Annotated in this window: 12 protein-coding genes; 7 read left to right on the top strand and 5 right to left on the bottom strand. The window is 37.4% G+C overall.

Going from position 1 to position 13,599, the window contains the following annotated elements; translation table 11 throughout:
* Positions 1 to 78: 78 nt before the first annotated feature.
* The 3 genes from DCS32_RS00675 to DCS32_RS00685 are packed head-to-tail and all read left to right on the top strand — an operon-like array spanning position 79 to position 3,148.
* Complete coding sequence (locus DCS32_RS00675; protein WP_108876551.1) at positions 79 to 1,314, top strand: DUF2130 domain-containing protein; 1,236 nt, start codon at positions 79 to 81, stop codon at positions 1,312 to 1,314.
* A 48-nt stretch (positions 1,315 to 1,362) separates the two neighbouring features.
* On the top strand, positions 1,363 to 2,772 hold the full coding sequence (rmuC, locus tag DCS32_RS00680) for a DNA recombination protein RmuC (RefSeq protein ID WP_108876552.1): 1,410 nt from the start codon (positions 1,363 to 1,365) through the stop codon (positions 2,770 to 2,772).
* A 7-nt stretch (positions 2,773 to 2,779) separates the two neighbouring features.
* Complete coding sequence (locus tag DCS32_RS00685; RefSeq protein WP_013751691.1) at positions 2,780 to 3,148, top strand: hypothetical protein; 369 nt, start codon at positions 2,780 to 2,782, stop codon at positions 3,146 to 3,148.
* Between the two features lie 45 nt (positions 3,149 to 3,193).
* On the opposite strand, the gene DCS32_RS00690 is transcribed toward DCS32_RS00685, so the two are convergent.
* From DCS32_RS00690 to rpmH, 3 genes are all read right to left on the bottom strand, one after another.
* A complete protein-coding gene (locus DCS32_RS00690) occupies positions 3,194 to 3,532 on the bottom strand; it encodes a T9SS type A sorting domain-containing protein (RefSeq protein WP_108876553.1) in 339 nt (112 codons plus the stop codon).
* A 251-nt stretch (positions 3,533 to 3,783) separates the two neighbouring features.
* Positions 3,784 to 6,636, bottom strand: a complete 2,853-nt coding sequence (gene carB, locus DCS32_RS00695; RefSeq protein ID WP_108876554.1) for a carbamoyl-phosphate synthase large subunit — start codon at positions 6,634 to 6,636, stop codon at positions 3,784 to 3,786.
* Between the two features lie 107 nt (positions 6,637 to 6,743).
* A complete protein-coding gene (gene rpmH, locus DCS32_RS00700) occupies positions 6,744 to 6,905 on the bottom strand; it encodes a 50S ribosomal protein L34 (protein WP_013751688.1) in 162 nt (53 codons plus the stop codon).
* Positions 6,906 to 7,104: 199 nt separating this feature from the next.
* Here rpmH and DCS32_RS00705 point away from each other — a divergent pair, with 199 nt between their 5' ends.
* The 3 genes from DCS32_RS00705 (at position 7,105) to uvrB (ending at position 11,060) form a co-directional block, all read left to right on the top strand.
* Positions 7,105 to 7,686, top strand: a complete 582-nt coding sequence (locus DCS32_RS00705) for a hypothetical protein (RefSeq protein WP_108876555.1) — start codon at positions 7,105 to 7,107, stop codon at positions 7,684 to 7,686.
* 86 nt (positions 7,687 to 7,772) lie between these two features.
* Positions 7,773 to 8,951, top strand: coding sequence for an aspartate aminotransferase family protein (locus DCS32_RS00710; protein ID WP_108876556.1), 1,179 nt, complete (start codon positions 7,773 to 7,775; stop codon positions 8,949 to 8,951).
* Between the two features lie 108 nt (positions 8,952 to 9,059).
* Positions 9,060 to 11,060, top strand: coding sequence for an excinuclease ABC subunit UvrB (uvrB, locus tag DCS32_RS00715; RefSeq protein ID WP_108876557.1), 2,001 nt, complete (start codon positions 9,060 to 9,062; stop codon positions 11,058 to 11,060).
* Between the two features lie 54 nt (positions 11,061 to 11,114).
* Here uvrB and DCS32_RS00720 read toward each other — a convergent pair whose 3' ends face one another.
* Both DCS32_RS00720 and DCS32_RS00725 read right to left on the bottom strand, forming a co-directional pair.
* Positions 11,115 to 11,549 (bottom strand): Hsp20/alpha crystallin family protein, encoded by a 435-nt coding sequence (locus tag DCS32_RS00720; RefSeq protein WP_108876558.1) that lies wholly within the window; start codon positions 11,547 to 11,549, stop codon positions 11,115 to 11,117.
* Between the two features lie 121 nt (positions 11,550 to 11,670).
* Positions 11,671 to 12,066, bottom strand: coding sequence for a hypothetical protein (locus tag DCS32_RS00725; RefSeq protein ID WP_108876559.1), 396 nt, complete (start codon positions 12,064 to 12,066; stop codon positions 11,671 to 11,673).
* Between the two features lie 159 nt (positions 12,067 to 12,225).
* On the opposite strand from DCS32_RS00725, the gene DCS32_RS00730 reads away from it, so the two are divergent.
* A complete protein-coding gene (locus DCS32_RS00730) occupies positions 12,226 to 13,599 on the top strand; it encodes an amidohydrolase family protein (RefSeq protein WP_108879210.1) in 1,374 nt (457 codons plus the stop codon).

The raw sequence follows: 13,599 nt of genomic DNA on the forward strand, positions 1-13,599 counted from the left end.
AGTGTATGTTTACCACTTCTCCTATCTTTATAGCATATTTCCAAATATTAGGAATTACTATCAAAAATAAAGAGATCGATGACTGATAAAATAAAATGCCCTAATTGTGCTCACAACTTTGACGTAGAAGAGGCGTTATCAGGAAAACTACAGGCGCAGTTTAAAGCGCAATACGAACGTAAAGTAGCCGAACAAGCCGAAAAATTTAATGCAGAACGTGCAAAGCTTGAAAAGGAAGTAGCACTCTTTGAAGAAAAAAAAGAGCGTGAGAATGAGCTTTTTAAGGCAAAATTAGAGCAGCGCCTAGTTAAAGAGCAGGAGAAAATCGAAAAGTCAACTCAAGAAGCTTTTGAGCAACAATTAAAATCACTTCAGTCAGAAAACGACAAGCGCAAGGAAGAAAACCGCGCATTAAAGTCGGCTGAAATAGATTTACTCAAGCGTGAAAATCAGCTAAAAGAACAAGCCGAAGAGTTACAACTCACCATGCAAAAACAGCTCCTTGAAAGTCAAAAAGAAATAGAAGATAAAGCTCGAGCAAAAGAGCGTGAAGCCATGTTCCTTAAAGAAAAGGAATTTGAAAAAAAGCTGAACGATCAAAAGAAGCTTATAGACGAGATGAAGCGCAAGGCAGAGCAAGGAAGTATGCAAATGCAAGGAGAAGTCCAAGAACTTGCACTAGAGGAGCTACTGTCTCACTCCTACCCTTTTGATAACATTAGTGAGGTAGGTAAAGGAATACGTGGTGCAGACTGTATTCAAACCGTGATGAATAGACTCCAGCAACAATGCGGTTCTATCGTTTATGAAAGTAAGCGTACCAAGAATTTCTCAAATGACTGGATAGAAAAACTCAAGCAAGATCAAATACAATGTAAGGCAGATATTGCTGTTATTGTTACCGAAACGTTCCCTAGCGATATGGATCGTTTTGGGGAGAAAGATGGTGTCTGGATTTGTGGCTTTCATGAGGTAAAAAGTGTATCATTTGTGCTGAGAGAAATGCTCATTAAAACGCAATCTGTAAAATCATCTGACGAGAATAAAGGAGACAAAATGGAGCTTCTTTATGGATACCTTACCAGTAATGAGTTTGTCCAAAACATAAAACGCATTGTAGAGAACTACGACGGTATGATTAATCAGCTCAACTCTGAGAAAAAAGCGATGCACAGAATATGGGCATCTCGTGAGAAGCAAATTTGGGTGGTACAAGAAAATATTTCGGCGTTATTCGGCTCTATAAAAGGGATTGCTGGTAATGCGCTCGAGACTTCTGCCGTATTGGATTTACCAGACACTCAGATAGATTAACTCTAGTAAATAGCCATTTTCAAAATTTCTTATCACCTCTTTAATTATATGGATAACACACTTCTTCTTATTATCGTTGGTTCCTTGGGCATTCTCGTAGGAGGACTATTAGGGTTTTATATTGCAAATCTTAAGAAGAAAGGACAGCTTATAAGTTTACAAGAACGCCTTCACAATGAGCAAGAGAAGGTAGTTGAGGGTAAGACCGCTTTCGCGAAAGCGCAACAAGAAACCACATCGCTTCGACAAGAAAGCAGTAATCAGCTTCATGCACTACGCGCCGAAAGTGACAAGCAAATAGCTTACATAAGAGAAGAGAAAGATCAATTTCAAAATGAGCTTACGGCACGTAATGTTGCCTATGAGAATCTCAAACTTCGCATGGATGAGAAGACCAACGAGCTAGAGCAATTACAAGAAAAATTCACCAAGGATTTTGAAATTATAGCTAGTAAAATACTCGATGAAAAGTCGAATAAATTTACGCTACAGAATCAAAAGAATATTGACAGTATATTAAAACCTCTTCAAGAAAAAATAGAAAAATTTGAACTTAAAGTAGAATCTACCAATAAGGAGGCAATACACAGAAGTTCTGCCTTGCACGAGCAAATTAAAGGTCTTACCGCTCTCAATGAGCAAATGACTAAGGAGGCAAATAATCTCACCAAAGCACTCAAAGGAGATAGTAAGATGCAAGGTAACTGGGGAGAGCTTGTACTAGAAAGAGTGCTAGAAAAATCTGGTCTAGAAAAAGATAGAGAATATTTTATACAACAAAGCTTTACAACAGATGAAGGTAACAGAGTATTACCAGATGTGGTGATTCACCTCCCTGATAACAAGAAAATGATTGTAGATAGTAAAGTCTCACTTCGCGCTTATGAACGTTTTGTAAATGAGGAAGAATTACATTTACGTGACGCACATTTAAAAGATCATGTAGCTGCTCTAAAACGTCACATACAACAGCTAAGTGATAAAAATTACCACGATCTTTACCAGATTGAAAGTCCAGATTTTGTATTACTTTTCATCCCTATTGAACCAGCGTTTGCGGTTGCGATAAACTATGATAACCAACTATATAATCAAACTTTTGAGAAGAACATTGTGATTGTTACTCCATCCACGCTGTTAGCAACATTGCGCACCATCGATTCCATGTGGAATAATGAGAAGCAACAACAGAACGCACTAGAGATTGCAAAGCAAGCCGGAGGATTATATGATAAATTTCACGGCCTAGTGACCGACTTAACTGCTGTAGGCAAAAAAATGGATGATGCTAAGACAGGATATTCGGCAGCAATGAATAAACTTGTAGAAGGGAATGGAAACCTAATTACGAGAGTTGAAAAATTGAAAAAAATGGGAGCAAAAGCAAAGAAGCAACTTCCAGAAAACATCGTTAATCGCGCTATTGCAAGTGATGACGATATAACTTTAATAGAATAAATCAATTATGAAAAAAATATTATTTGTAGTGTTAACTACCATATTTCTTATGGCTGCGGGATGGTTTGCATTTATATATTATGTGCCTTATAGTAAAGGAACTCGCGCTGGAGAACTTATAAAATTTTCAAATAAAGGAGTGGTTTTTAAAACTTGGGAAGGTGAGATAAGTCAAGGTATAAGTGGCGCACAAATATTTAGTTTCTCAGTATTAGATCAAGAAAAAGAAGCTATTGAAGCGCTTAATGAATATCAAGGGCAATATGTGAAGCTAGAATATATAGAACGATTTGGGACATTTTCTTTTTGGGGAGATTCAAAATACTTTGTGACAAAAGTAATTCCAGAACAATCACCACATTTTAATAGACAATAAAAAAAGCCGCAAATTGCGGCTTTTTTTATGAGTATGATTTTAGTGCTAATTTTTAACTAGCCTCTTTGTAGTAGTGCGTTTACCATCTGTAAAAGAAACTATATAAATACCCGCTTGTAATCTTGTTATATCAATGTAATCATCATTTCCAGTGACGCTTTTACTTAGCATGGAATCTCCTAAGATATTATAGATTTCGACCTTAAGTTTACTATCAGAATCATTAGAGATTTGAACTTTATCAATCGCAGGATTAGGATAAATAGATACCGCTTCTGCAAGAGAATTTTGGCTTACATTATCGAGCTTTTTATAGTTATTTTGAGCAACAACCGCACTTACCGATAGGAAAAAGAAGCTCAATAAAAGTAATTTTTTAATCATCAATGGGGGGAAAATTAATTGTCTGTTCTTACAATATAAGATTGATTTTTTTAAAATCTTATCATTGAAAGAATAAACCTACAATTATCTTACAATAGCACGTCAAAATGCAAAATTTTTAACAATATTAAGCAAAGAAAGTAAACATTATACTCTCATGTACAGCTTGTTAGTTTTATTTGAGCCAACTGTTTAGCACAAAAAAGCCTACTTAATCAAGTAGGCTTTTCAAAATTATTATGAGGTAATATTTAATTACTCAAGTACATTTTTCTACGAGCATATAGATCATAAAATGCATCATCTCTTAAGTTGTCAATAAAGAGTATACTTTCTCCAGTACTCTTCATTTCTGGTCCTAAGTTTTTATTCACATTAGGAAATTTATTGAAAGAGAATACTGGCTGCTTGATCGCATATCCTTCTAGTTTCGGGTTAAAAGTAAAATCCTTTGCTTTTTTAGCTCCTAGCATTACCTTAGTTGCATAATTTACATAAGGTTCTTTGTAAGCCTTAGCAATAAATGGAACCGTACGAGATGCACGAGGATTTGCCTCTATAATAAACACCTTATCATCTTTAACAGCAAACTGGATGTTTATAAGACCTACCGTATCAAGAGCTAGTGCAATTTTTCTAGTGTGATCTTTTATTTGCTCCATTACAAGATCTCCAAGGTTAAAAGGAGGTAATGTTGCGTTAGAGTCTCCAGAATGGATACCACACGGTTCTATGTGCTCCATAATACCTATGATGTAAACATCTTCACCGTCACATATAGCATCTGCCTCTGCCTCTATAGCTCCATCTAGGTAATGATCTAATAATAATTTATTGTTAGGGATTTTACGAAGTAAATCTACTACGTGCTCCTCAAGTTCATTGTCATTTATTACAATCTTCATTCCTTGCCCTCCTAATACATAAGATGGTCTTACAAGAATAGGGTAATCAAGTTTTGCTGCTACGGCTAGAGCTTCATCTGCTGTTTCGGCAACATCAAATTCTGGATAAGGTATATTAAGATCTTTTAGAAGTGTAGAAAAACTTCCACGGTCTTCGGCAAGATCAAGTGCTTTATAGCTTGTTCCTAATATTTTGATACCGTAACGATCTAACTTTTCAGCCAACTTAAGAGCTGTTTGCCCTCCTAGTTGAACAATTACACCTTCTGGTTTCTCATGACGAATGATGTCATAAATATGTTCCCAGAATACAGGTTCAAAGTAAAGTTTATCTGCCGTATCAAAATCTGTAGACACCGTTTCAGGATTACAGTTAATCATGATTGTTTCATAACCACACTCTGCAGCTGCCATTACACCGTGTACACAGCAGTAATCAAATTCTATTCCTTGACCTATACGGTTAGGACCAGAACCTAATACGATAACCTTTTTCTTATCTGAAACAACACTCTCATTGTGAGTAGTTAATGTTCCGTCTGCAAGCTCTACATCATTCTCAAAAGTAGAATAGAAATAAGGAGTTTTTGCAACAAACTCTGCTGCACAAGTATCTACAAGCTTAAACGTTCGGTTTACACGCAGTTCGTCGCGTTTAAATGTTACTTCGCTTTCTAAGCATCCTAACATATGTGCAATCTGACGATCTGCAAAACCTTGTTGCTTAGCTTCCATAAGTAAATTTCGCGGAAGCGTATCTAATTTATAGGTAGAGATTTCTTTCTCCATTGCATGCATCTCCTCATATTGTTTAAGGAACCACATGTCAATTTTAGTAATCTCATGAATACGATTTAATGGAATACCCATCTGGATGGCATCATAAATTACAAATACACGATCCCAACTCGCATACGTAAGCTTCTCTATAATCTGATCATAGCTTTTATAACCCTTACCATCTGCTCCTAATCCATTACGCTTAATCTCAAGAGATTGTGTTGCTTTGTGTAATGCTTCTTGAAAAGAACGACCTATACCCATCACTTCTCCTACAGATTTCATCTGTAAGCCAAGTGTGCGATCACTTCCTTCAAATTTATCAAAATTCCAACGTGGGATTTTTACAATAACATAATCTAATGTAGGCTCAAAAAGTGCCGATGTAGACTTTGTAATTTGATTATCAAGCTCATCGAGGTGGTAACCTATAGCTAGCTTAGTTGCAATTTTTGCAATAGGATATCCAGTTGCTTTAGATGCTAGTGCAGATGATCTTGATACACGTGGGTTAATTTCAATTGCAATAATCTCCTCTTCATTATCTGGATTTATTGCAAATTGTACATTACATCCTCCTGCAAAGTCACCTATACTACGCATCATATGGATAGCCATATCACGCATTTTTTGATAAGTCACGTCAGAAAGTGTCATCGCTGGAGCTACTGTTATAGAATCTCCAGTGTGGATTCCCATAGGATCCATATTCTCTATCGCACAGATTATTACTACGTTATCATTTGCATCACGTAATAATTCTAGCTCATATTCCTTCCAGCCTAAAAGAGCCTTATCTATCATTACCTCGTGTACTGGCGATGCTTCAAGACCATGTGAAAGTAATTTATCAAAATCTTTTTCTTCAAATACAAATGAAGCTCCTGCTCCACCTAGTGTAAATGAAGATCGTATTACTAATGGAAAACCAAACTCTTGCGCAATCTCCTTTCCTTTCAAGAACGAGTTTGCACTTGCTTGTGGTGCCATTGGTATACCTATGTCGCGCATTAAGTTTTTAAACTGATCGCGATCTTCTGTAATATTAATCGCAGCAATATCAACCCCTATAAGTTCTACACCAAAGTCTTTCCAGATTCCTTTTTCATCTGCCTCGATACAAAGGTTAAGCGCAGTTTGTCCACCCATTGTAGGAAGTACAGCGTCTATCTGAGGATGTTCCTTTAAGATTTGAACAATTGACTTCGTATTTAATGGTAATAAATAAACATGATCCGCCATTGTCGGATCAGTCATAATAGTAGCAGGGTTAGAATTGATAAGAATTGTCTCAATACCATCTTCTCGTAAAGAACGTAGAGATTGAGATCCAGCATAATCAAATTCACACGCTTGACCAATGACTATAGGCCCTGAGCCTATAAGTAGAATCGATTTTAAGTTTTGATTTTTAGGCATTTACTTAATTTTTTTTCTAATGTTTTCTAAAATTAGGAACTTACAGGGTATAAAAAAAGGTGTCACTTAAAAAAAGCAACACCTTATATATACATCTTAAAGATGCATTATTTTTTGTGACGAGTTTCAGAAGATACACTGATTTTCTTTCTTCCTTTAGCACGACGACGTGCTAAAACTTTACGACCGTTTACTGAAGCCATACGCTCTCTAAAACCGTGTTTGTTTCTTCTTTTTCTTTTTGATGGCTGAAACGTTCTCTTGCTCATTTTGTATCTTCTTTAAGGTCTTTATAAGACCGCCTTTAATTTCTTTTTATTACAGCTCTCTAAGCTGGGCGCAAATATACGAGAAGTTTTTACTTCTGCAAATGGAAAAATGAAAATATTTTATCTCCTTTTGTATACCTTTGCAATCGCCTCACAGAGTCAGGCAAAAATAACAAATCATTCGACCTAAATACAATATATGTTCAATAAAAATATCAAACTTGTTCTTGCCCTAGCCACACTGGCCGCTGCTGTATGGCAGTTTATTGAGAATGAAATAGGAAATGGCATCATGCTCTTACTATTAATGGGAATATTTATATTCTTATACTTTAAGAACGAAATTATACTCCTAGCCTTCTTACGCCTACGTAAACAAGACTTTCCTGGAGCACAGAAATGGCTTGAAAAAATCAAAACCCCAACCACTGCACTCGTAAAAAAGCAAGAAGGATATTACAATTACCTGCAAGGATTAATGGTATCACAAACTAATATGAGCCTTGCCGAAAAATATTTTAGAAAAGCTATAGAGCTAGGTTTATCTATGGACGCAGATCTTGCAATGGCAAAACTTAGCCTTGCAGGTATCGCAATGAGCAAGAACCGCAAGCGAGAAGCACAAGTCCTTATGAAAGAAGCAGAGTCTCACGATAAGCACAATATGCTAGGTGACCAACTCAAAATGATGAAAGAGAATATGAAACGTGCGGGTAACCAACCTAAACAACAGTATGGACAGCGCACATCTGCCCGTGCTGGAAGAAGGCAAGGGAGATAACATAGCCCTTATTATTCTTTAGAAAAACGTGTTTTTGATTTCGCTTTCGCGAAAATTTGAGATCTCCCAGTGTCATCTACTATTATATGAAATCAGATTTCCTCACCTACCAAGCGCAAACCACTCCGCATCCACTAGCGATGGAAGTGGCACGTGCAAAAGGAAGTTATATATATGACACTGCAGATAAAAAATATCTAGATTTTGTCGCTGGAGTTTCTGCTTGCAGCTTAGGACATCAACACCCTAGAGTAAAAAAAGCAATTACAGATCAGCTAGACAAATATCTACACGTAATGGTCTATGGAGAATATGCACAATCTCCTGCCGTACAACTCACAAAACTTCTTGCACAACATCTTCCTGAGTCACTAGAGAGCACGTACCTCGTAAATAGCGGCACAGAGGCAATAGATGGTGCTATAAAACTCGCAAGACGTGCAACAGGAAGAACAGAAATAATTGCTGCCGTAGATGCATATCACGGTAATAGCTATGGAGCGTTAAGCTTGATGAGTAACGAGGAGCGCACAGCGCCCTTCCGCCCTATGATAGGTGATGTCGCTTTTATTAAGTTTAATTGCGAGCGTTATCTTGAGCGTATAACAGAAAAAACTGCTGGTGTCGTTTTAGAAACAATCCAAGGTGGAGCTGGTTTTATAGAACCTACTCATAATTTTCTAGCAAAAGTTAAAGCAAGATGTCAGGAAGTTGGCGCTTTATTAATCTTGGACGAAATTCAGCCAGGAATGGGTCGTACTGGCAAACTCTTCGGTTTTGAGCATTATAATGTGACTCCAGATATTCTTGTTACTGGAAAAGGATTAGGTGGCGGTATGCCTATAGGCGCATTCACTGCTTCACGAGAGATCATGTCTTTGCTTTCAGATAATCCAAAACTTGGTCATATCACCACTTTTGGCGGTCATCCAGTAATTGCAGCGGCAGCGCTGGCTACACTTCAAGAAATTACCGAGAGCAACCTAATGCAAGAAGCATTAGAAAAAGAACAATTAATCAGATCATTATTAGTTCACCCGCTTATCACAGAAATACGTGGCCGCGGCCTCATGCTTGCTGCCATGACACCTTCGGCAGAGATTGCTTCTGAAGTTATCCTTAAGTGCCAAGATCGCGGTTTGATTTTATTCTGGCTACTTTTTGAAAGTACTGCGATAAGAATCACACCGCCACTTACTATTTCAATGGATGAAATTAAGGAAGGTTGTGAGATTCTTTTGAAAGCTTTGGACGAGGTTCACTAAGCACTTTCTCTATAAATAGATTAGGTTTCATTATTTCTAACATTTCATTGGGAGTCTCACGCTTTCGCGAAAGCGTAAAAACTCGTAATTTTATAAAAAATTCTGCTCTTGAAATTCAAACTTGAATCACCCTTTAAACCTACTGGCGATCAGCCCACTGCTATTAAATCGCTAGTAGATGGCGTTAACGCAAACGAAGCTTACCAAACACTACTAGGTGTGACCGGAAGTGGAAAGACATTTACCGTGGCAAACGTGATTCAAGAAACGCAAAAACCAACACTGGTTCTTGCACATAACAAGACTCTTGCTGCCCAATTATACAGCGAGTTCAAAGCATTTTTTCCAAATAATGCCGTAGAGTATTTTGTTTCTTACTATGATTACTACCAGCCAGAAGCGTTTATTCCTTCCTCTGGAGTTTATATTGAGAAAGATCTGTCTATTAATGAGGAGATAGAAAAAATGCGATTGAGCACCACCACTTCCCTACTTTCAGGGAGACGTGATGTGATTGTGATAGCCTCTGTTTCTTGCTTATACGGTATAGGAAACCCTGCCGAATTTCAAAAAAATATTATTGAAATTAAGCAAGATCAGGTCATTGCACGCACGATGTTACTTAAAAAGCTAGTGCAAAGTTTATATTCTAGAACAGAGAGCGAGTTTAATCATGGGAATTTTAGAATTAAAGGAGATACCGTAGAGGTGTTTCCTGGATATGCAGATATGGCTTTTAGGATTCACTTCTTTGGTGATGAGATTGAGGAGATTGAAGCTTTTGACCCAACGTCTGCAGAGGTGATAGAGAAGTACTCGCAGTTACGCATCTACCCTGCAAATATGTTTGTAACCTCGCAAGATGTTCTGCAAGGAGCAATAAATCAAATAGGGGAAGATCTCACGAAGCAAGTTGGCTTTTTTGAAGGCGTAGGCAAACACCTAGAAGCAAAACGCCTTGATGAGCGCACTAATTTTGACCTTGAGATGATACGTGAACTAGGCTATTGCTCAGGTATAGAGAATTACTCAAGATATCTTGATGGCCGTGAGCCAGGCACAAGACCGTTCTGTTTATTAGACTTTTTTCCAGACGACTATTTAATGGTAGTAGATGAAAGTCACGTGACAGTTTCTCAAGTAAGTGCAATGTATGGTGGCGATAGAAGTAGGAAAGAAAATCTAGTTGAATACGGTTTTAGACTCCCCGCAGCGATGGATAACAGGCCTCTTAAATTTGAGGAATGGGAAGCAATGCAGAACCAAGTCATATACGTATCTGCAACTCCAGCAGATTATGAATTACAGAAAACGGAAGGAGCCTATGTAGAGCAAATCATTAGACCTACAGGCTTACTAGACCCTATTGTAGAAGTACGTCCATCCCTTAACCAGATAGATGATCTTATAGAAGAAATCACAAAAGTTACTGCCCGTAATGAACGTATTCTAGTCACTACACTTACCAAGCGTATGGCAGAAGAACTCACAAAATACCTCACAAGAATAGACATAAGAACTCGCTACATACACTCTGATGTAGATACGCTAGAACGTGTAGAAATCATGCAAGATTTGCGTAAAGGATTATACGACGTACTCGTAGGAGTGAACTTATTAAGAGAAGGACTGGATCTTCCGGAAGTCTCTCTAGTGGCTATTCTAGATGCAGATAAGGAAGGTTTTTTACGTAGCAATAGATCGCTCACACAAACGATAGGTCGTGCTGCCCGTAATATTAACGGTAAGGCGATCATGTATGCAGATAAAATTACTCGCTCTATGCAAGAAACCATAGATGACAGTAATTACCGCAGGCAAAAACAAATAGACTACAATACCAAGCACGGATTGAGCCCTATGGCAATTAAAAAATCGCTTGATAATGCAATGACTCAAAAAGAAGCTTATAAAATAGAAGCCGAAGAGCTTGTAAACCTAGCTGCCGAAGATGCTCAAGAATATCAAACAAAACCACAGATTGAAAAGAAAATAAGAAGCACTCGTAAGGCTATGGAAGCTGCTGCAAAAGAACTAGACTTTATGCAGGCTGCAAAGCTCAGAGATCAGATTAAGGTCTACCAAGATAAACTTAAGGAACTCGCATAAATAAGAAAGGGTCTCCTTACGGAAACCCAATCTCAAACTAACCAACTTAAATTGTTATGCTATCTCGATTAATCGAGATGGCTGCACACGTGCTTCCTCACGTTTAGGCAATCCTATTGCAAGAATTCCATCTACATATTCGGCTGTTATTTTTGCTGTATTTACAGACTCAGGTAAGTTGAACGAGCGCTTAAACGAAGTGTAATTAAATTCTCTTCTCGTAAATTTCTGAGTTTCTACAGTCTCTTCATCTTTCTTAATTTCAGAAGAGATTGTGAGCAAATCATTATCTAACTGAATATTAAAGTTTTCTTTCTTGAGACCCGGAGCAGCTACTTGTACCGTAAAGGAATCGTCCTTCTCTATAATATTTACAGAAGGAGTTGCAGTTGCAAATGTGTTTGTTCTTCCACCTAGCCAGTCAGTATTTAATAATTCTTCAAAAACTGATGGTAAATATGGAGCTGTATTTTTTCTAACTAAAGTCATAATTATAAATTTAAAGTTTAACTGATTTTGCTATGGGTTAGGCAAATTCAGTTCCAATGTAAATTTTATGACGTTTTGACAGATTTACAGTATTTAATACTGTCTTTTTGTCAATTTTTGGTTAATTATAAAACCGTCTAAAAATCTCAACAAGACGATGAGAAGGAATCATTTTATGCTCATAATCTCCCATTTCACTTAGGATTTGCTGCACTGCTTCTGCGCGTATACCTAGCTTTAAGCCGTAATTGCGTAGCGTGTCAATTTCAACAAATTGAGTTTCCTCGTCTACATTCATAACCAATAAGAGCCTATGAAACTGCGTGAGGCGTTGCATTTCTGTCTTATACACCATCTTATCTTGAGGACTTTTTACAAGCGCATCAACCTCATCTTTTGATATTCCCATGCGTTTTGCAACCATAAGTATAAAATCATACTCGCGTTCATGTAAGTGATTATCTGCTTTTGCCATGAGCAACATATCAGATATAATTTGGAGATTTTCGGAGTTCATAGTATTTCTTTAAAGCGCAATGTAATTGATAATTTAGAGCGAGCGACATCCCTCCTATTAATAGTTGGCTATTTTGTAATTTTAGGACTTAGCTTTCAGGAACTACGCTTTCGCGAAAGCGTAACAGTAAAACCAACTAAAACAGATACCATCAATTATATGAAGTATATATACTCAATCTTAGCGATACTTTTACTACTAGTAAGTTGTAAACCTAAGGACACAACGCCCGCTTATGACCTCAAGATAAGCAATGTCTCCATTATAGACGAAAATGGAGCGCTAAGTAGTAATAAAAATGTGTATCTCAGTAATGATTCGATTTATAAAATTGAAGAGATAAGCACTCTTTTGGATGACAAAGATGGTAATGTAATAGACGGTAGTGGTAAGTTTTTACTTCTTGGGTTTTGGGATAATCATACTCATTTTCGCGGAGGCGAAGCTCTTATTCCTCAGAATGAAAAATTTCTTGAACAATTTATAAAATATGGAATTACAACCGTGCGCGATGCTGGTGGCGATCTCACTACTCAAGTACAGCAATGGAATGAAGAAATAAAAAATAAAAAGCGCATAGGTCCTACTATTTATACATCTGGACCCAAACTAGATGGAAAAAACGCTCGCTGGGCAGGTTCTATAGGCGTGAATACAGATGACGAGATAAGCAAAGCACTAGATTCTTTGCAACAACTAGGCGTTGATTATGTAAAACTCTATGATAGTACGATCGCTAGAGAGACTTACCTATCCATAATAACACAAGCCGAAGAGCGCGGAATGATCACTTCTGGACACATGCCTTTTACAGTGACACTAGATGAAACCGTAGCTGCTGGAATCGATAATATTGAACACCTCTATTATATCTTGAAAGGATGCTCTTCTCGTGAAAATGAGATCACTCAAGACATAAAAGATGGAAAGCTAGGGTTTTGGGGAAGCATGGAACAGCTTATAGCAAGCTATGATGAGGAAACAGCGCTAAGTACTTTTGAGAAATTAAAAAGCAATAATGTTTACGTCACTCCTACTTTATACATAGGCGATGTGCTAAGTTATATGGACGAGGTAAATCACAGTGATGATGCCTATTTAAAAACGTTAGATGCAGATTTTATAGCCACTTATGAAGGGAGGAACAAAGGAGCATTGAATGCTAGCCCAAAAGCCAAGCAAGATAGAAAAGAGCTGCAGCAATTTTTTCTAAAACTCGTTGCTTCATTAGATAAAGCTGGAGTTAATCTCCTTTCGGGATCAGATAGCGGCGCTTACAACTCATATATCTACGCAGGACCATCGTTACATGGTGAGTTACAAGAAATGGTAAAAGCTGGCATCACTCCAGCAAATGCAATCGCAACGATGTATCAAGGTGCAAATTTTTTACACAAGAAAGGCTACCAGTTAGCCCCAGGTAACAAAGCAGATTTAGTGTTGCTTAATAGTAACCCGCTACTAGATATAAGCGCTACACAAGATATACATCTGGTGATTAAGGATGGTACAATCGTACACATTGAAAAATAA

Source organism: Dokdonia sp. Dokd-P16, from assembly GCF_003095655.1.
Taxonomy (GTDB): Bacteria; Bacteroidota; Bacteroidia; order Flavobacteriales; family Flavobacteriaceae; genus Dokdonia.